Annotated in this window: 18 protein-coding genes; 11 read left to right on the forward strand and 7 right to left on the reverse strand. The window is 67.0% G+C overall.

Going from position 1 to position 19,630, the window contains the following annotated elements; translation table 11 throughout:
- The first annotated feature begins 72 nt into the window (after positions 1-72).
- The 5 genes from KF791_18530 to ccsA all read left to right on the forward strand — a co-directional run bounded on the left by KF791_18530 (position 73) and on the right by ccsA (position 5,448).
- Positions 73-309, forward strand: coding sequence for a DUF433 domain-containing protein (locus KF791_18530; protein MBX3734577.1), 237 nt, complete (start codon positions 73-75; stop codon positions 307-309).
- Positions 306-515, forward strand: a complete 210-nt coding sequence (locus tag KF791_18535; protein MBX3734578.1) for a hypothetical protein — start codon at positions 306-308, stop codon at positions 513-515. Before KF791_18530 ends, KF791_18535 begins: the two co-directional genes overlap by 4 nt.
- Before the next feature lie 561 nt (positions 516-1,076).
- Entirely contained in the window at positions 1,077-2,162 is a 1,086-nt protein-coding gene (locus KF791_18540; GenBank protein ID MBX3734579.1) for a hypothetical protein, read from the forward strand.
- Between the two features lie 40 nt (positions 2,163-2,202).
- Positions 2,203-3,492, forward strand: a complete 1,290-nt coding sequence (locus tag KF791_18545) for a cytochrome c biogenesis protein ResB (protein MBX3734580.1) — start codon at positions 2,203-2,205, stop codon at positions 3,490-3,492.
- 786 nt (positions 3,493-4,278) lie between these two features.
- Complete coding sequence (gene ccsA, locus KF791_18550) at positions 4,279-5,448, forward strand: cytochrome c biogenesis protein CcsA (protein ID MBX3734581.1); 1,170 nt, start codon at positions 4,279-4,281, stop codon at positions 5,446-5,448.
- 23 nt (positions 5,449-5,471) lie between these two features.
- Here ccsA and aroB read toward each other — a convergent pair whose 3' ends face one another.
- Genes aroB through KF791_18570 form a run of 4 tightly spaced genes read right to left on the reverse strand, consistent with a single transcriptional unit; the run spans position 5,472 to position 10,625 of the window.
- Entirely contained in the window at positions 5,472-6,581 is a 1,110-nt protein-coding gene (gene aroB, locus KF791_18555) for a 3-dehydroquinate synthase (GenBank protein MBX3734582.1), read from the reverse strand.
- A gap of 49 nt (positions 6,582-6,630) precedes the next feature.
- Positions 6,631-7,803, reverse strand: a complete 1,173-nt coding sequence (locus KF791_18560) for an MFS transporter (GenBank protein MBX3734583.1) — start codon at positions 7,801-7,803, stop codon at positions 6,631-6,633.
- 55 nt (positions 7,804-7,858) lie between these two features.
- On the reverse strand, positions 7,859-9,280 hold the full coding sequence (gene lpdA, locus KF791_18565) for a dihydrolipoyl dehydrogenase (protein MBX3734584.1): 1,422 nt from the start codon (positions 9,278-9,280) through the stop codon (positions 7,859-7,861).
- 49 nt (positions 9,281-9,329) lie between these two features.
- Positions 9,330-10,625 (reverse strand): 2-oxo acid dehydrogenase subunit E2, encoded by a 1,296-nt coding sequence (locus KF791_18570; protein MBX3734585.1) that lies wholly within the window; start codon positions 10,623-10,625, stop codon positions 9,330-9,332.
- A gap of 265 nt (positions 10,626-10,890) precedes the next feature.
- Here KF791_18570 and KF791_18575 point away from each other — a divergent pair, with 265 nt between their 5' ends.
- The 4 genes from KF791_18575 to KF791_18590 all read left to right on the forward strand — a co-directional run bounded on the left by KF791_18575 (position 10,891) and on the right by KF791_18590 (position 14,561).
- Positions 10,891-11,805, forward strand: a complete 915-nt coding sequence (locus KF791_18575) for a sugar phosphate isomerase/epimerase (GenBank protein ID MBX3734586.1) — start codon at positions 10,891-10,893, stop codon at positions 11,803-11,805.
- 500 nt (positions 11,806-12,305) lie between these two features.
- Positions 12,306-13,490, forward strand: coding sequence for a hypothetical protein (locus tag KF791_18580; GenBank protein MBX3734587.1), 1,185 nt, complete (start codon positions 12,306-12,308; stop codon positions 13,488-13,490).
- 1 nt (position 13,491) lies between these two features.
- On the forward strand, positions 13,492-14,136 hold the full coding sequence (locus KF791_18585) for a MotA/TolQ/ExbB proton channel family protein (GenBank protein ID MBX3734588.1): 645 nt from the start codon (positions 13,492-13,494) through the stop codon (positions 14,134-14,136).
- Positions 14,133-14,561 carry a biopolymer transporter ExbD gene (locus tag KF791_18590; protein ID MBX3734589.1) on the forward strand — a complete coding sequence of 143 codons (429 nt, stop codon included), beginning with the start codon at positions 14,133-14,135 and terminating at the stop codon, positions 14,559-14,561. The genes KF791_18585 and KF791_18590 overlap by 4 nt, the downstream gene beginning before the upstream one ends.
- A 47-nt stretch (positions 14,562-14,608) precedes the next feature.
- Here KF791_18590 and KF791_18595 read toward each other — a convergent pair whose 3' ends face one another.
- The 3 genes from KF791_18595 to KF791_18605 form a co-directional block, all read right to left on the reverse strand.
- A complete protein-coding gene (locus KF791_18595) occupies positions 14,609-15,454 on the reverse strand; it encodes an SDR family NAD(P)-dependent oxidoreductase (GenBank protein MBX3734590.1) in 846 nt (281 codons plus the stop codon).
- Positions 15,455-15,548: 94 nt separating this feature from the next.
- Positions 15,549-16,898, reverse strand: coding sequence for a right-handed parallel beta-helix repeat-containing protein (locus KF791_18600; protein ID MBX3734591.1), 1,350 nt, complete (start codon positions 16,896-16,898; stop codon positions 15,549-15,551).
- A 29-nt stretch (positions 16,899-16,927) separates the two neighbouring features.
- Positions 16,928-17,497, reverse strand: a complete 570-nt coding sequence (locus tag KF791_18605; protein MBX3734592.1) for an SIS domain-containing protein — start codon at positions 17,495-17,497, stop codon at positions 16,928-16,930.
- Between the two features lie 123 nt (positions 17,498-17,620).
- Between KF791_18605 and KF791_18610 the strand changes: the two genes are divergently transcribed.
- Positions 17,621-18,016, forward strand: a complete 396-nt coding sequence (locus KF791_18610; GenBank protein MBX3734593.1) for a hypothetical protein — start codon at positions 17,621-17,623, stop codon at positions 18,014-18,016.
- 82 nt (positions 18,017-18,098) lie between these two features.
- Positions 18,099-19,628 carry a hypothetical protein gene (locus KF791_18615; GenBank protein MBX3734594.1) on the forward strand — a complete coding sequence of 510 codons (1,530 nt, stop codon included), beginning with the start codon at positions 18,099-18,101 and terminating at the stop codon, positions 19,626-19,628.
- The last annotated feature ends 2 nt before the right edge of the window (positions 19,629-19,630 follow it).

Here is a 19,630-nt window from a genome sequence, read left to right on the forward strand (position 1 = left end):
GCTGAGCTTGAGTCGTTCGGCAGTGGCATCGACGCGCTTGCCCGCATCGTCGATCTTTGACACCTTGATGCGATGAACGAGCGCATTTCGATTCACCCGCGAATCTGCCACGGCCAAGCCTGCATTCGCGGTACGCGCATCCCCGTTCACCAGATCGTCCGGATGTTTGCGCACGGCGACAGCATCGACAGCCTGCTCAGCGCGTATCCGTCAATCACGCGGGAGGACGTTCTCGCCTGCCTCGACTACGCTGCTTCGCTGGCCGAGGACCAAGTGAGCCCACTGGATGACGTCGTGCTCACCTCATGAGCATTCTGGTGGACGAGAACATCCCGAACCTCACCGTCCGCGAACTCCGGACGATGGCACACGACGTTCTCGATATCCGGGGCACCGAGCGACAGGAGGCTTACCAGGTTTATAGGCCAGACAATCTGATTATGGTTGGTCGAGGTGGATGCGAAGAAATCAGCGAAACAGACGCTTCAGGCAACAGCCGCCACGCCTCGCAGTAGAGACTTTATGAGAAACTCGAACGTCATTATTGCAGCCCGCGCCCGCTTCCGGGGGCTGTGCCTGAGCTGATCGTTCGCCGCACTCGCACGTTTTGATTTCTGCAGCCCTTCCGAGACTTCAAGCACGGACACACAGAGGCACTTGACAAGATGGAGAGAGAGTTCTTTGGGTTCATCGGAGTTCAGGGACATGACAGATCGGCCTGACATGCGTCGCCACCCAAGATGCCACGCCCCCAGGGGGGCCCCGGCAATGGGGCGGGTCTTCACGACAGCGCTTTCCTCGGCGCTCAGCGGCTGTGCCGGATGTGCCGGGGCCTCGACCCGGGGGTGGAAATGGTTGGGGAGGATGCAGAGGGTGAGCCCGCTCCGTGGGACCGAAGACGAAGTCGCGGTTCAACGCCCGCGATATGCAGTGGTCGTGGGCGACGGGAAACGAGGCGGGAGCGTTCGAACTTTCTATTCTCGGATCCCAAATCCGATGCATCAGCCCCGCCTGCGTTGCCCGGGATTCCGGAAGGTCTGCTTGCCGCTGAGGGCCGCAGTGGCTACTTACCCCTGATGCAAAGTTGCCGTTTTCCACCGGTATTTCTGGGACTGCTGGTCCTGGGTGCCGGTTGCGGGCCCCGGGAGGAAGTCCGGGTGTACGAGGCGCCGCGGGATGTTGCGGCGCCTCCCACCACATCGGACTCCGGCGCCCCTGCAGCCGCCAAGACCGCGTCGAATGTGCCGTGGACGGTCCCGGAGGGCTGGGACGAGAAACCGTCCTCCCCGGGCGGCATGCGGATCGCCTCCTACGGCGTGACCACGGGCGACGGACGTTCCATGGACGTGTCGGTGATCCCCCTCCCGGGAGGCTCCGGATCGGTTCTTGAAAACGTGAACCGGTGGCGTGACCAGGTCGGCCTGGGGCCGCTCACCGAGGACCAGTTGGACTCCGAACGCCAGACGGTCACCATCGGCACGATGGCCGGAGAGCTTTTCGAAATGGTCGGCGATCGCCCGGTCCTCGACGGCGGCCACCGCGCCCGGACACTCGCCGCCATGATGCGGGTCGGGGAAACCACGGTGTTCTTCAAGGCCACCGGCGAGGAGGCGCTCGTCGCGGCCAACCGCCCGAAATTTCTGGCCTGGCTGCAGTCGGTTCAGACCGGCCCCGCGCCGGCCACGGCATCCACGGCTCCCGGCAGCATGGCAGGCCCGGTGGCGCCGCCGCCGGTGACGGGTCTCCCCCAGTGGGAAGTCCCCTCCACGTGGAAGCCCGTGCCCGCATCCACCATGCGACTGGCGAGCTTCGCCATTGAAGGTTCCGGAGGGCCGCCCGGCGACCTGTCGGTGGTGGCCCTCGGCCCCGGGGCCGGCGGCGTGCTGGCCAACGTCAACCGGTGGCGGGGCCAGCTCCAGTTGGACTCCGTGGACGAGGCCGCACTGGCCCGGGACGCGGTGGCGTTCACCACGCAGGCGGGCGACGAGGCGGTGGTGGTGGACCTGGCGGGCCGGGGCGACATGGATGGCACACGGGTGCTCGCGGCCATCGTGCCGCGCTCGGACCGCACCTGGTTTTACAAGCTGACGGGCGACACGGCGCTGGTCGCCTCCCAGAAGGACGCCTTCCTGGGGTTCATCCGCTCGGTGAAATACCCGTGAAGTCCGCGATGAAGCCGACGTCCGACCCACCGATTGACTCATGAGTGCCCCGGCTGCAACCCCTGCTCCGACCCGGCCCAAGGCAGCGCGTCCGGCGCCTGAGGCCCCCTCCCAGCCCCCGCCGGCCTGGCGGCGCTGGCTCGCGCCGCTGAGCTCCCTCCGGCTCACCGTGTGGCTGCTGGCGCTCTCCATTGTCGTCACCTTCTTCGGAACCCTGGCGCAGACGGAGGATGGATTGTACCTGGCGCAGCATCGGTACTTCCGCTCGTGGTTTTCGGTGTGGTCCCCGCACGATCCGGGGTGGAAGTGGCTCAAGATCCCACTGCCCGGAGGCTACCTGCTCGGCGTGCTGCTCCTGGCGAACCTGGTGGTGGCCCACGCCCTGCGGTTCAAGCCCACCTGGCGCAAGTCGGGGATCTTCCTCACCCACCTCGGTGTGGTACTCCTGCTGCTCGGGCAGCTGGCCACCGACATGCTCTCCCGAGAGAGCCGGATGAGTTTCGCCGAGGGTGAAGCCCGCAGTTACTCGGAGGATTTCCAGAAGACCGAACTCGTCTTCCTCGCGCCCGGGAAGGATGCCTCACTGGACCGGGTCGTGGTCCTTCCAGATTCGATGCTGGAGCGCGGCCGCGAGATCCGGCATCCCGAACTGCCCTTCGTCGTCCGGGTGCGCGACTACTCGGAAAATGCCCGGGTGCGAAATCGGGCGCCGATGGTGGACACCAATCTCCCGCCCGCCGCCACTCGAGGCGTGGGTGCACGGGCGGTGTTCCAGCCGCTTCCGCCCACGCGCGCGATGAACGAGCGGAATCTGCCGGCGGCTGTGGTGGAGTTGACCGGCACCAACGGGACCCCGATGGGCTCGTGGCTGCTGGGCATTGTTCTCGACGAACAGACGGTCGAAGGAACCGGTGGCTGGCGGGCGGCGCTTCGGCCGACCCGCTACTATCAGCCGTTCTCCGTGAAGCTGCTGAAGACGACCCATGAGGTGTACCCCGGAACCCGCACGGCAACCGACCCCCGGGGTATTCCAAGAAACTTCGCGAGCCGTGTGGAACTGAACCGCCCGGCCACAGGCGAGCGCCGGGAGGTCGAGATCTCCATGAACGAGCCGCTGCGCTACGCCGGACTGACCTTCTACCAGCACCAGATGGACCGCGAAGAGCTCGACCGGGGCGGCCGCGGCATCAGCGTGCTGCAGGTGGTCCGGAACCCCTCGTGGCTCGCGCCATATTTCGGGACGGTCTTTGTGCTCCTTGGGCTGACGGTCCAGTTTGGCATTCATCTGGTGGAGTTCCTGCGCCGTCCCCGCACCCCGCGCACCGCCTGAGCCCCCTCCCCCTGCCCGCCACGCCACGCCATGAAACGCCGCCTGCCCTGGATCCTCACCGGCATCTTCGCCCTGTGGTTTGTCTCGACGATGCGGACGCCAGCCACCGGTGACTTCCGGCTGGATGAGTTTGGACGCCTGCCCGTGGTGTTCAGCGGACGCCACCAGCCGGTGGACTCCCTTGCGCGGAACTCCCTGGTGCAGATCCGCGACCGCTACACGCTCCGCGATGCGGCCGAACGCCGCACCCTGGGGGCCACTGAGTGGCTGGCCGAGGTCAGCCTCAAACCGCAGGCCGCCGACGATCGCAAGGCCTTTCGCATTGATCATCCGAATTTGATTTCGATGCTGAACCTCCCCGGCAAGAGCGCGGACGGGCGGGAGGACGGGAAGCACTACTCCTGGAACCAGATTGCGCCGGGCTTCAAGGAGATCGAGGACCAGGCGCGACGCATCCGGGAGACCAAGCCCGATGAGTCCCAGCGCGATGCCTTCGACCGCGGCGTGCTCAAGCTGCGCAACGCCCTCACTCTTTACCTGAGGCTGAAGAACATGGTGCATCCGCAGGACACCACCGACTTCGCAGGCGAGCTGGCCACCTTCAAGGCTGGAATCCCTGCCGGGGTGGCGGCGGTTCGGAACCAGCAGAACGGGCAGCCCTATGACACCAACGCCTTCAACAGCCTGCTCGGACTGGTGAGCCGGTACAATGCCACCGTCGAACTGGAACCACCGCTCATCCTGCCGCCGCATCCGCCGGAGCGCGGACGTGACGGCTGGACCCGGATGGGTGAATCCCTGATGGCCCACGTGCGCGGCGAACCACTGCCGCCGGCGGTGGATCACTGGGCGCGGATCAGCGACACCTTCCGCGCCGGCGACGCCGCCGGGTTCAACACCGCCGTCGAGGGCTATAACCGTTCCATGGGTCCGGACCTCGCCGCGGACGTGCGCAAGGGACGACAGGAATTTTTCTTCAACCAGATGGCCCCGTTCTACGACGCGATGGTCATCTATGTGGCGGCCTTCCTGTTTGCGCTCTTCTACTGGTTCCAGTTCGCCGAGTGGTCCCGGCGCACGGCCTTTGCGCTGGTCGGGCTGGCGTTCGCCATCCACACGGTCGGCCTGATCTACCGCATGGTCCTTGAGGGGCGTCCTCCGGTGACCAACCTCTATTCGTCAGCCATTTTCATCGGCTGGGGCTCCGTGCTGCTCGGGATGGTCCTGGAGCGATTCTGGCGGAATGCGATCGGGCTGGTGGTCGGATCGGTGCTGGGCTTCGTGACGCTGATCATTGCGCACAACCTGGCGCTGGGCGGGGACACGATGGTGATGCTGCAGGCCGTGCTGGACACCAATTTCTGGCTCGCGACCCACGTGGTCATCGTGACCCTCGGCTACGCGAGCACCTACGTCGCCGGGTTCCTGGCCATCGTGTACATCCTTCGCGGCGTGTTCACGCGCGGTCTGGACGCGGCCACCGGGCGGGCCCTGTCGCGCATGGTTTACGGCATCATCTGCTTCGCCACGCTGTTCAGTTTCATCGGGACCATTCTGGGTGGCATCTGGGCCGACCAGAGCTGGGGACGCTTCTGGGGCTGGGACCCGAAGGAAAACGGCGCACTGATCATCGTCCTGTGGAATGCCCTGCTCCTGCATGCGCGCTGGGGGGGGCTGGTCCGCGACCGCGGACTGATGACCCTGACCGTCGGCGGCAACATCGTCACCAGCTGGTCGTGGTTTGGGACGAACATGCTGGGCATCGGGCTGCACGCCTATGGCTTCATGAGCGGGGCCTTCCTGTGGCTGGGCGCCTTCGTGCTGAGCCAGCTGGCGATCATCGGGCTGGGCATGCTCCCGCTCGACTACTGGCGCAGCGGGCGAGCCCTGCGGGGTGGCGGTCCGACCGACCTGCCGGCGCCCCGACCTGCCGGCGCTCCGGCGCTGGCGCGCTGACCCCGCCCCCCGGGGCCCGGCCGTCACGCCGCCGTGGCGTCGCCCATCATCTGCTGCAACAACTGCTGAATCTCGGCCTCCGGCACCCGCTGCCCTGCCACCACGTCCCCCAAGGCCCGTGCCAGGACGAACTTCAATTCGCCGCCGGTGTTCTTCTTGTCGAGACGCATGGCATCCAGCAGCTGGTCGCGCTTGCGAGGCGTCAGCTTGACCGTCACCGGCAGACCGATCCGCGTGAGGAGGGCCTGGAGCCGGTGGACATCCTTTTCCGGGAAGCTCGTGAGCCGTGACGACAACCTGGCGGCGGCGACCATGCCGATGCTGACCGCCTCGCCATGCAGGAAGTCGCGATACCCGGAAATCGCCTCCAGGCCGTGGCCCAGGGTGTGGCCGAAATTCAGGATGGCCCGGAGTCCGGAGGTTTCGAATTCGTCCTTCGTCACGACCGACGCCTTGAGGGTGCAGCAGCGGGCGATGATGGCCGCGAGCGTCGCGGGATCCCGCTGGAGCACCCGGTCCATCTCGCGCTCCAGCCGGCGGAACAGCTCGGGGTCCTGGATCACGCCGTATTTCACCACCTCGGCCAGACCCGCCTTGAGTTCGCGATCCGGAAGCGTCGCGAGGGTGTCGAGGTCGCAGAAGACCGCGCGGGGTTGGTGAAAGGCGCCGACGAGGTTCTTTCCCGACCGGAGGTTGATGCCCACCTTGCCGCCCACCGAGGAGTCCACCTGGGCCAGCAGCGTGGTGGCGACCTGGATCCACGGAACGCCCCGGAGATAGGATGCCGCCGCAAACCCGGCGAGATCCCCCACGCAGCCGCCGCCGAGGGCCACCACAAACGAGCGGCGCTCCAGTCGGCGCATGGCGAACTGGTCGTAGCATTCGCCCAGGATCTTCAGGGACTTGGCGCTCTCGCCGGCGGGCACGGTGACGACGTTGGGCACAAACCCGGACATCTTCAGGGCGCGCATGACCGCATCGGCATAGCGGGGACCGACCTGCTCATCGGTCACAATGGTGCAGCGCTCTCCCAGCTTGAGTCGTCGGCACGGTTCCCCCAGGCGGGACAACAAGCCATTGCCGATATGGATCGTGTACGCACGCGCCCCAAGGGGCACTGACACCGTACGCATGGGCGCCATGGTATTCGCCTCTGCGGCGCCCGGGAAGGAGGAAGCCGGTTTAACCGCTTCGGACCGCATCGCGCCGGATCCGCCACACCCATCCCATGGCCGCCGCAAGCCCGGTGGCCACGATCCATGCGGGCGCCGTCGCCTGACCCGTAAGCCAGATCGCCCCTGCGCTCACCGCGGGACCCCCGCACAACCCGATCCCAATCAACGCCTCGTGAACACCACCGTGCTCACCATGGGCGTCCGAACCATCCATCGCGTAGTACAACGAGGAATAGTACAGGACGGCCGAGGCCCATCCGAAACCGACCTGGGCCAGCAGCAGCCCGAAGACGGTTGGCGACAGCATGATGGCAACGAAACTCACCAGCAGCAGCGCGAAGGCTCCGAAGAACCAGTCGAAGCGATAGTGCCACCGGGTCCACCACCACAGCTTCAGAAACGCCAGCGCGCGGGTGTAAAACCAGGCGGAGAGCACCAATCCGGCCTGCGCCACGCTGAGCCCGAGGTGGGCTGCGATTCCGGGAGCCACCACCATGATGGTGTTGATGGCCATGTAGTTGAAGGGATTCGCCACCCAGGCGAGGCGCCGGAAGTAGGCGGGGCGGACGGCGGTGTCGTGTGGGATGGGTCCCGACGCCGCGGCCGGGGGGATCCGGAACCAGCGATCGTGACGGCGCTGCAGCGATCCGATGGCCAGCCACTGGCAGGCGTGGATGGTCAACGGCAGCCAGTACAGGCTCGCGTGCCCGAGGTGTTCGAAGATCAGGCCTCCGACCGAGAATCCGAGCGCTGCGGTTCCCGCCCAGATCACATTGTAGAGTCCCACGCGGTCGGGAAGCCGGTCCGGCGGCTCATGCTCGCTCACGAGGGCCTCCAGCATGGGCCAGGTGAAGCAGATGGCGACGGTCCATCCTCCCAGCGCCAGCAGCTGTCCCCAGAGCGCAGGAACCGCAAGGCCCAGGGCCAGAGACAGCGCCATGCCTCCGAAGCCAATCCGGAGGGAACGGAAATATCCAAACCGCTGCCCGAACCGGCCTCCGTACCAGGATGCCCCCACGTAGATCAGCCCGTGGAGCGCACCGATCGACAGGTTGTTGAGATTCGTGAACCCGTGCGCATCGCGCAGCAGGAACATCAGGTAATTGAAGTAATACGCGGTGGCGAAGGAGTTCGTGCCTTCCAGCACGAAATAACCGGCCTTTGGAGGCGGCGGGCGCATGACCACGCGGATGGGGCTCGACAGGCCCGGGGGGCCGGGGTTCGCCGAGGCAGCTTCAGGACGCCTTCTTCCTCGCAAACACGTGGGTGGCGTGCCCCAAAAAGGCCTCAGCGGATTCCATCAGCGTCTCCGAGAGGGTCGGATGCGGGTGCACGATGGCGGCGAGGTCCTCGGCCGTTGCGCCCATCTCCACCGCGACGGCGCCCTCGCCGATCAACTCCCCGGCACCATGCCCGACAAGACCCACGCCCAGGACGCGATGGGTCCCGGGTTCCAGAACGAGCTTGGTGAGGCCGTCCACGCGGTCGTACGTCAGGGCCCGTCCGCTGGCGCCCCATGGGAACTTGCCGATCTCGATCGCGATGCCCTTCTGCCGCGCCTCCTGCTCGGTCAGGCCGACCCACGCCACCTCGGGGTCGGTGAACACCACCGCAGGGACCACGTAATCGCGGTTCACTGCGCTCCCTTCGCCCGCCAGGTTCTCCACGGCGATGCGCGCCTCCTTCGAGGCCTTGTGCGCGAGCAGCACCCCGCCGGCGATGTCGCCAATCGCCAGGATGTTGGGGTCCTGGGTGACCATTCGCTCGTCCACCTGGATGAAGCCCTTGTCGTCCCGGGTGACCCTGGTGTTTTCCAGGCCGAGGTCTTCGCCGTTGGGCACGCGTCCGACGCTCACCAGCACCCGGTCGTAGAGCTCCTCCACCGTCTTGCCCTCGAACTCACTGACCACCCGGATTTGCTTTCCCGAGGTGGACATCTTCAAGACACGCGCCTTCAAGCGGACCTCGTGAAACGCCTTCCGGGCGTACTGGGCCACCGGACGCACCAGATCGGGGTCGGCACCCGCAAGAATGCTCTCCAGCGCCTCGATGACCGTCACCTTGGAGCCCAGCGATGCGTACACCGTTCCCAACTCCATCCCGATATAGCCGCCGCCGATCACCAGGAGGTTCTCCGGGATGTCGGGGACCTCCAGCGCCTCGGTGGAAGTCATGATTCGCGGATTGCCGAGGTCGAAGGCCTTGGGCAGGGCCGGACGGGACCCCACGGCGATGATGGCCTTCTGGAATCGAAGGAACTGCTGCCCCTGGGGGCTTTCCACGCGCAGGGTCTGGGAATCCTCGAAGTGGCCGCGTCCGGTCATGACCGTGACCCCGCGCATTCGGGCCAGACCGGCGATGCCCGCCCCCAGTTTTTCGAGGATGCCGTTCTTCCACGTCCGGAGTTGATCCAGGTGGATCGTGGGAGGGCCGAACACGATGCCTCGATGCGCCGACTCGCGGGCCGCCTGGATGCCGTGGGCTGCGTTGAGCAGGGCTTTGGAGGGGATGCAACCCCGGTTCATGCACACACCGCCGAGCCGGGACTCGCGCTCGATGAGGGTCACCTTCCGCCCGAGATCCGCTGCGTAAAACGCAGCGGCATACCCGCCGGGACCGGCGCCGATGACCACAATGTCCGTTTCGATCGGTTCCATGGAATCAGTTGGGGATCCGTGATGACCAGTGTTTGCGGCGTTTCCCGGATTACAGGCGCACCCAGTCCTCGGGGAACTCCTGAAGGGCCCGGACGAAGTCCACCGTGAACCGTGCGGCGCTGCCACCGTCAATCACCCGATGATCGTAGCTCACCGCCAGCGGCAGAAGCGGGCGGGCCTCAATGGTTCCCCCGGAGGTCACCACCGGGCGCTGCGCCGTCCGGCCAAGGCCCAGAATGGCCACCTCGGGCTTGTTGATGATCGGCGTGAAATGGCCGCCACCGATGGCTCCCTGATTGGAAACGGTGAAGGTGCCGCCCTTCATGTCGTCGGGCCCCAGTTTCCGGTCGCGCGCCCGCGCAGCGATGGAGGCCAGTTCCGCCGCCAGCTCCTTCAGGGACTTCCGGTCGGCGTCGCGGATCACCGGCACGAGCAACCCCGCCTCGGTATCCACGGCAATGCCGATGTGATAATGCTGCTTGAGCACCAGCGTGTCCGTGACCTCGTTGAGGCTGGCGTTGAAGATCGGATGCTTTTGCAGCACCGACACCAGAGCCTTGAGGAGAAACGGGGTCGGGGTCAGGCGCACGCCGGCGGCCTCGTAGGCCGGGCGATAACGGGCACGAAGCGCCTCGATGTGCGAGAGGTCGGCGTCGTCGAACTGGGTGACGTGCGGCAGCGACACCGCGTTCTCCACCATGCGCGCCGCGATCACCTTGCGCAGGGCGGACAGCGGCTGGCTGGTCACGGGGCCAAACAGCGAAAAATCCTGGCCAACCGGGGCGAAGACCAGCCCCTTGGGTTCGTCCGCGTGGCGTCCCGCCCGGGCCACGCCGCGCTCGAGACGCGCCACGTACCGGGCCAGGTCGCTGAGCAGCACACGGCCGCCGCTGCCGCTGCCCTGGACGCGGGACAACCGGATTCCGAGCTCGCGGGCCACCTTTCGCACATACGGCGATGCCGCGGGATCCGGGCCCGTGTCCGCGCCATCGTCGGCATCCGGTGGCAGGTCCTCGTCGTCCTCCACCGGCAGCGGCGCGCGCGGGGCGGACGCCTTTGGAGCTGCAGGCTTGGGGGCGGCGGTGGCCGGTGCCTTTGGGGCCTCTGCGGCGGCGTCCCCTCCGACGGTGATCAGCAGCGCCCCGACGGACACCTTGTCGCCCTCCTTCACGTGCACCGCGGAGACCGTGCCGGCGACCGGCGTGCGGATGGGAGCCACCGCCTTCTCCTGCTCCAGTTCGAGGATGGTCTGATCGGCAGTCACCTGGTCCCCGACCTTGACCAGAAGGGTGGCCACCGTGCCCGAATCCCCGGATTCACCAACCTTAGGCAGCTTGACGTCCATAATTTCGAAATTCGAGTCTGTCGAAGGGGCCCGGGCCGGCAAAGCAATTTCAGGGCCCGGCCACGGGATCCCCATCAAAGCCCAGCGAACACCAAAACAGCGGCCCCGCAACCCGGCGTGGCCGGCCTCCCGCGGCGCCGCGGAGATTCATGCGACGCCCACCAGATGTCGAGGCGTCTCCCTGAAAACTCCGGAATCGAGGTCAATCAGCCTGTCAATCGGCCTTCCTCCGACTGCATCGGTTCGCTACCCTTCCAAGCCTGCCATGAGCCCGCATACCTCTCGTCGTCAATTCCTTCGCAGTGCGCTGGCCGTCCCGTTGATGTCGGCCGGGTGCGGATTCGGGATTCGGGCCGCCGAGTCCTTTGAGCGCACCGGGCCTCCCCGCCTGCGCATCGGGCTTGCGGCGTACTCCTTCCGCGATGACTTCAAGGCCGGGCCGGAGGGCGCCCCGGCGCGGATGGACATGTTCCGGTTCCTCGATTACTGCGCGACCCACGACTGCGACGGCGCCGAGTTGACCAGCTATTACTTTCCTGAAGACCTGACGGATGGGTACCTCGCCCGCGTCCGCCGTCATGCGCATTTGTGCGGGGTCACCATCAGTGGCACAGCGGTCGGCAATGACTTCTGCCATCCGCCCGGACCGAAACGAGGCGCCGAGATCGCCGGGGTGAAGCTCTGGATCCAGCGGGCCGCTATCCTGGGCGCCCCGCACATCCGCGTCTTTGCTGGAGGCCCCCACGGCCAGCCCCTGCCGGTGGCCAAACGCCTGTGCATCGAGGCGCTGGAGGAGTGCGGCGACGTCGCGGGCCGCCATGGCATCCTGCTCGGTCTGGAAAACCACGGCGGCATCGTGGCGGAGGCGGACGACCTGGTAGACATCATTCGCAGCGTGAAATCCCCCTGGGTGGGCATCAACCTCGACACCGGCAACTTCCACACGGGCGACCCCTACGCTGACCTTGCGAAGTGCGCACCGTACGCGGTGAACGTGCAATTCAAGGGACTGATGAGCCGTCGCGGCCAGCGGACACCGGAACCCGCCAACTACGGGAGAGTTTTTCAGATCTTCAAGGACGCCCGGTACCAGGGGTGGGTGATCCTTGAGTACGAGATGCCCGAGGATCCGTGGGAACGCGTGCCCGTAATGCTGGCAGCGATGCGGGCGCACTGCTGACGGGTGCCGCCGCGGTCTGCGGTGAGTCTGTCCGCGTCCGCGGTAGGGCGAGCCTCCCGGCGAGCCGTACGGCCGACTGCCAGCCAGGCTTGTGAGGACTCCACAAGTTGGCCCGGTGGAGCCACCATTGACCTGTCCCTCTGTCACCCCATCGCCGCGGCATCCACCCCCACCACCGGTGGGGCGAGAGTCCTCGCGAGCCGTACGCGGGTGGAGTCCCCACAGGCCCGGCATCAAATTGCCCGCATGGCCCGGTGGAGCCCCCATTGACCTGTCCCCCTGTCACCCGTCCCCTTGCCACCCCCCCAGCAGGCCTGGCTTGCAGTTGAACGTACAACTCGGCGGGACTCCCACCGGCAAGGGCGCCGGGCGGAGGGTAAGTCGGGGTTTCGGGCTTCCGAGGGGTGCTTGCCCTGCACCGTTCGCTGCGGCAGGGTGGGCGGCGGTTCATGACGCGGGGGTTTCCCAGTGGATTTGATTGGCGGCGGCTCCGCTCGCCAATGGTGGTCGCGCTGGTGCTCTCAGTGCTCCTGCACCTCTACTCATGGCTGATGGTCCTCCTGTTGCAGGCAGGGCTGCGCGACGGGTGGATTCCGGGCTGGATGCGCCCCGCCGTGGAGCCGGTCGTCGCATGGATCCGACCCCCGGATTCCGGTCAGGCCCAGCCGGCTCCAGATCCGTGGCGGGAAATTCCCCTCCAGTTCGTCGAGGTGGATCCGCTGTTGGTGACCGACGAGGCGCCTCCCGACACGTCGTTTTACTCCACTGCCAACACCCTGGCGGCGAATCCGGATCCCCCCAAAGTGGATCTGGTGGCGCCGAAGGTTGATGGACGCCAGGAGAACTCGCTGAAGACGTTTGACACCACCCAGCCCAGCACCGCTCCGCCTCCACCGGCGGCCCGGGAAGTGGTCCAGGCACCCCCGGTGCCCGAATCGCCACCTCCGCCGACACCCACCCCGACCCCGCGCGAGCTCGAGCCGGCACCGGTGACCGCAACGGCGCCGGAACCTCAGGTCGCCCGGGAGGTGCGCCCGGACCCGGAACTGCCGGTGCCGGAGACCCAACCGAAGCCGGCACCAGAGGCTCCAGTGGCAAAGCAGGCGGTCCAACCCGCCTCTCCGCCTCCGGGTGAGTTGGTGATCGCCAAGGTGGCCCCGGCGCCTGTGGAGATTCCGGTACCGGAGGTTCGCGAGTTTCAGGCGCCCCAGATTGTCCAACCGCCACAATCGGAGCCACCGGCTCCGGAACCGGTGCGACCTCGCCGGATGAAGACGCTGGCCGAGGCGCGCGCCGCCAAGGGGGCCATCGTTGGCGAGCGCATGCAACAGGAGGGGGGCGTTCAGCGCGCCGGCCTGCAGTCATCGCTCAACGTCAAGGCGTCGCCCCTCGGCGATTACAACTACCGGATGGTCCTGGCAGTTCAGGAGCGCTGGTACCGGCTCCTGGAGGAGCGCCGGTTCGCCCTGGAACGTCAGGGGCAGGTGGTCATTACCTTCAATCTGCACGACGACGGCACGATCACCTCGGTCACCACCAAGGACTCGAATGTTGGCGACGTGCTCTCGTTCCTGTGCGAGCTGTCGGTGTTGCAACCGGCGCCGTTCGGACGCTGGCCTCCCGATGTCCGCAGGTTGATCGGCAGCGAGTCCATCCCCGTAACATTTACGTTCAATTACAACTGAAATGTCTTCCTCGCTCGCCGACGGCGGCCCGTACCTCTGGCTGCTGCTCCTGCTGTCCGTCGTGTCCCTCGCCATCGTTCTGGAGCGTGGCTGGCTGCTGCGGCGCTCACGGGTGATGCCGCCCGCCCTGCTGACGGCCCTGGGGGCCGCGGACCCGCAGACGCTCCGCGGCGTCTGCGCGGCGGCGCCGTCCGCCCTGTCGCGACTGGTGGTCTCGGTGCTCGACCACATCCACCTCGACTGGCCGAAGGAGGAAACGGTGGGCGCCCTCCAGGTGCAGGCCCGTCGTGAGGTGACCGTGATGGAGCGGGGGTTGGTGATTCTGGAGGTCATCGTCGGCATCGCACCGCTGATCGGCCTGGTGGGAACGATCAACGGCATCATTCCCCTGTTCGTGGACTTCGGGAAGGCCATCGGCGGCGACTACGCGCTGCTGGCCAAGGGTATCGGTGCGGCCCTCAACAAGACCCTGGTCGGCCTCATGGTGGCGATCCCCACGCTGGTTGCCTGGAGTTATTTCAACAAGAAGGTCGAGGTGCTGGCGGTGGAGTTGGAGGGGCACTGCGACCAGTTGGTCCGCCGCGAATACCTGTCCGGCGGTGTCCCGTCCCGTGAATCGGACCGCACTGCGGTCCTGGCGCCATGAGCTTTTATCCACGCCGCCGGCGCAGCGCCCCGGCCATCATCATCATCTCCCTGATTGACGTGCTGCTGGTGATGCTGGTGTTCCTGCTGTTCACCACCACGCTCCGCAGCACGCCGGCAGTGTCCCTCGAACTTCCCGAAAGCAGCCAGTCGCCCCGCGCCGGCGCCTCCGCGGAGAAGCCGCCGCTGGTCCTCAGCATCCGCCGCGAGGCCCCGCGCTTTTTTCTGGGGGAGCGCACGCTGGAACCCGGCCGCATTCTCGCGGAACTCCAGGCCGCACGTGAGGCGGATCCGGCGGTCCGCCTCGTGCTCAGGGCCGATCGCGAGGCGGAATGGGGGGACGTCGTCCGTGTCCTGGATTTCGCCAAGCAGGCCGCGATCACCAACGTCAAAGCCTTCACCAAGGGCCCGGACGCGAAGCGGTAGGCGATTGCGGACCGACCCGGTGACGGCGGGGCGTTTGCCGGTCGCAATCAGCCGGCGGGAAATTCCGTCTCCAAACCCTCGGGTTCCCACTCGCGCAGCTCCGCCTCGCGGGCCACCAGCATTTTCCGGGTCTTGTCCAACGCGTACTTGCCGAGCACCAGACGCAGGGGCGCACGGCCCTGGCCAACCATCCGCACGATACGGGAGGCGGCTCGGACCGGATCGCCCGGCTGTTTGCCGTCCATACGATCCAGAAACCCGGCGAAGCGTCCGGAACTGGCCTCGTAGCCGGGGATCTGCCGGGTGGCCCGGTCGAGGGAGCGACCGATGAAGTCGGTGCGGAAGGGGCCCGGGACCACCAGCGTCACCTTGACGCCAAAGGGGCCCAGTTCGAGGCGCAGCGACTCGGTGACGGCCTCGAGGGCCGCTTTGGCGCCGCCGTAAACGGAGAACCCGGGATAATTGGCGATCGCCGCCGCAGCGCTGAAATTGATCAGGTGGCCGGATCGCTGGGTCCGGAGCACGGGGAGCGCGGCGCGGATCACGCGCAGGGGGCCAAGGAGGTTCGTGTCCAGATTCCGGGCGATCTGGTCGTCGTCGTACTCCTCCAAGGCGCCCACGAGTCCGTAACCGGCGTTGTTGACGATGACGTCGAGACGGCCCCAACACCGAGCCGCCCCGGCCACTGCCGAGGATACGGACTCCGGCTTCGTGACGTCCAAGGCAGCCGTGCGAACGGAATCCGGTGCACGATTGGTGAGATCTTCCAGGGACTGCGGGTTCCGGGCCGTCGCCACCACGCGGTGTCCGGCCGCAACGGCCTGCTCCACGAGGCAGCGTCCGAACCCGGAAGATGCCCCTGTGACCAGCCAGATGAGCGAGGTGCTTTCCATGTGCACGCCGGCAACGCCAGCATGGATGGGTGGACCGGAAGGCGGAGGTGTCAAGGTGGCCGCAATGTCAGCCGGCGCGCCCCGCCCGCCCCACCTACCGCGCGCTGCGCCGATCCTCAACGGCCGTCTCCGCCTCGATGCGATTCTCCTCGGTCACCACCACGCCGACCTGTTCATCGAGGCGGATGCCGACCCGCTGCCGGCGTTCGGCTTCCGGACGGGTGTCCCGGATGATGTTGCCGCGAAACACCAGGTCGGTGGTCTCGCCCCGGACGCGGATGCCGGCCACGGGTTCGGAGGCTCCGTTGTTCTCGATGAGGTTGTCCTCGATGCGATTCCGGTGGCCCGCCATGCCGGCGGTCTCGTTGCGGAAGAAGATGCCGTCGGCGCCGTTTCCAAGGACCCGGTTGCGGCGCAGCAGGTTGTCGGTGTCCTTGTGCCCGATCGAGATGCCAAACCGGCCGTTGCCGGCGAGCGTGTTGTCCTCGAACACCCCGTGCTTCACCCGCCAGCACAGAAACAGGCCGTCTTCGCCGTTGTTGCGCGCGAGGCACCCGCGCACTTCGGGACGCTGCGAGCCGCTGCCTGGATGGAGCCCGAGGGAGGCATTGCCCTCGCTGACGCACCCGAGGACCCGGACGTCATTGCATTGCTGGAAGCTGATGCCGTCGCCGTTGAAGTTGCGGACCGTGCAGCGCTCCAGCACGGCGCCGGGGCAGCGGTAGAGGAAGATGCCCGCGCCGCGGCATCCGTTGAGGTGGACGTTCTCGTCGCGGCTGCCCTCGATCGTGATGTTCTCAACCCGCACCCCGGCGAGGTGATAGCCGCTGACCACCGGGAAGACCGTGGCGGCCTGCGCGCCCGACTCCACCATGCAGTCGGCGTTCAACGGCAGGCTGATCGCGAAGGTGTTGCCGTTGCGGCCGGTGATGCGGGCCACCGTCGTGTGAAACCCGCCGGCATTGCGGTCCCAGATCGCGACACCGTCCCCGACCTCAAATCCCCCGGGATTCCTCAGCGTGATCTGCTCCTCACCGTAGTCGCCGTCGAGTTCCAGCGCGGAGGCCGCGGAGGGCGCCTTGCGCAGGACGGTCTGCGCCCCGTGCCCGCGAACCGTCACATGGGGCCGCAGATGAAGGGAATCCCGCATCCAATACTCGCCGGGGCCGATCTCCACGAGGCCCCCGCCGAGCGCCGCCACGTAATCCACCGCAGCCTGCAGGACCCGGTGGTCCGTGCCGGTGAGATCCGCATCCCGATGCCCCACCCGGATGGCGGGCCGCCCGGTCATCGTGCCGTGCATGGCGTCCGGCAACTGGCGATGCGCGGAGGGCGGGGCGTCCGGAGGGGTCCCGGCCGGGACGAGGCCGATGCCGGCGAAGAGGAGGGACAGGACGCAGGACATCCGGCGACCGCGGGACGCGAGGGACGGGACGGGGTTCATGGCGACTCTTTCTCGCCGGTCGCCGCCCGTCAGTCCACCCATTCCGGATGCTCCCAGAACGCGTAGCAGACCAAGTGCAGGATGTTCATCTGCACGTCTTCGACCCGGCCGTAGTGGCCGTCGGGGATCACCACGAGCTGATCGGCCAGGTCGGCCATCTTGCCGCGCTTCTGTCCGACCAGCGCGATGGTTTTGACGCCGGTGGCCTTGGCCCAGTCGAAGGCCCGGACCAGGTTGGGGGAATTGCCGCTCACGCTGATGCCGAAGAGCACGTCCCCGGGACGCGCGTAGTTCATCAACTGGCGCACGAAGATGTCTTCATACGTGTAATCGTTCCCGATGGCGGTCAGCCACGCGACATTATCGGTGAGCGAGAGCACGCGGAAACGGCGGGGCAGCACGTCGCTGGCCCCCTTGCCGAGGTCCACGGCGAAGTGACTGGCGTTGGCGGCGCTGCCGCCGTTGCCGATGGCGAACACCTGGGCATCGTTGCGGTGGGCTTCCCGCAGGGTTTCCACAAGCGGGGCCAGCATGTCGGGGGTGACGCCGGCCAGGGCGCGCTGTTGTGCGGTGATGTATGATGCAATCCAATCCTTCATCGGGCGGAAGGATTGGGGCGCCCCGAAGATTCCTCCAGCGGGAAATGCGGACCGGCACGGCGGCGCGCGGGATCGGGCCCGGGGGGCATTGCGCCACCGCCGGATTTGTGCGAACCAACTGACGTGAGCTCGCCGCCCCTGTCGCGTCCCGTGGTGGTGCCCGAGGTGTTGCCCCCGGAGTCGCCGGCACCGCCGCCGCTGACGCCGCCGAATCCCGGGCGTCCGCGGGTCTGGTTTGAGCCACTGTCCGCCCTCGCGTTGTTGCTCGCCGACAACCTGTGGTTGTTCCCCGAATTCCTGGTGGTCAGCTGGGTGGTCACCGTACCGCTCTGCTTTCTCACCGTGCTCGTTTCGGTGTATCTCATCCAGCGACGGCGGGCGGGAGACCGGCGCCGCATCGCCTTCGCCAAGGCGCTGATCCTGGCCATTATCGCAGCCGTTCCCACCTCGGTCACCGGAACGCCGGTGGGCCTGGCCATTCTGGCCTGGGCCGGGATCCGTCACCCCTGGAGGGCCTGAGTAGCCCCAGGGTGGGTCTGATTTCCATGGCGACCCGTGGCTTGCTTCCGGGCGGTGACTTCCCGGAGGCTCGTCCCCCCGGATGGATGGACGACGTATTTGCGGGTGGCTGTCGCTGAGCCTGGTGCTGGCGGCAGCGGGCCCGGCGTGGACGGACGACTGGCTCGACGCCGGCCCGTTCGCCTCGTCGTTTCCCACGTTGTGGGAGTCGGGCTGGCGCCAGGAGGGACTCGGCACCCTCGCCTGGTGGCAGGAAACTCCCGAACGGATCTCCTCGGGGCTGGCTCCCCTCCTATCGTACGAATACTCGCCGGTCCTGGACCGGGAACGGTTTGACCTCCTTTACCCGGCGCTGACGTGGCGGCGCAGCGGCGGCGAGTCGCGATTCCAGCTCGCCCAGGTGATCACCTGGATCCACACCGGGCAGCAGGACGAACAGGACAGCTACATTCACCGGACGGTGTTCCCAATATACTTCGAGCAGCGCTCGGTGAGTGGCACCAACGATTATCTGGCGGTGCTGCCCTTCTACGGCCACCTCCGCAACCGGCTGTTCCGGGACGAAATCGAGTTCATCCTGTTCCCGATCTACTCCAGGACCCGCAAGGGGGCCGTGGTGACCCGGAACTACGTGTACCCCGTGTTTCACCTTCGGGCGGGGCCCGGTCTTGCCGGCTGGCAATTCTGGCCGTTGTATGGGGCGCAGGAAAAGGAAATCACCTGGCAGACGAATCTGTTCGGCGACCGCGTCTTGTCCCCCGGATCCAACGCGCGCTTTGCGGTCTGGCCCCTGTTCAGCCACCAGCGTGCGGGACTCGGCACCACCAACGAGGTGCTTCAGACTCATCTGCTGCCGTTCTACGCCATCGTCCGGTCTCCGGCCCGGGATCAAACCACCGTGATCTGGCCGCTGTTCACGCGCACAGAGGACCGGGTGGCCGGCTATGTGGAATGGGGCGCGCCCTGGCCGGTGATCGGCTGGGCCAACGGCCCGGGGAAGACGGCGCGGCGGGTGTGGCCATTCTACGGCAACATCCAGGCCGGCACCTCGCGTCGGAACTTTCTCCTGTGGCCGGTCTATCTTCACCGCCACATCGAGGACACGGCGTTCGAGCGGGACCGATGGCGCAGCTTCTTCTTCCTGTACGACGACACCCTCCTCCGGAGCCGGGAGACGGGGGAGTACCGGCGGGAGACCGGGGTGTGGCCGTTCTTCAGCTGGCGGCATGATCCGACCGGACGTGAGCAGCTTCGCGTCCCGGCCCTCCTGGAGAATTTCGTACGAAACCGCGAGGCGTTGGATCGCAACTACTCGCCGCTCTGGTCCGTGTACCGGAGCGAGCGCGATCCGGCAAAGGGCGCGGCGAGCCAGTCGGTGCTCTGGAATTTCTTCCGCCGGGACGTGACCGCCAGCGAGGTCCGCACGGCCTGCCTGTTCGGCCTGGTTCAGACCCGAAGGGGTGCCGACGGCGACCGGCATTGGCGGCTGCTGTGGCTGCCGAACCGGCATTTCCAGACGTCCGGGGAGGTTCAGCGGGCCGCGGTCGGGTCCCCCAAAGCCCTGCCGCGCCGCGGAACGGTTGCGGGTCCCGGGAATTCCCGGAATCGTTGATC

This window comes from Verrucomicrobiia bacterium, assembly GCA_019634635.1.
GTDB lineage: Bacteria > Verrucomicrobiota > Verrucomicrobiia > Limisphaerales > UBA9464 > UBA9464.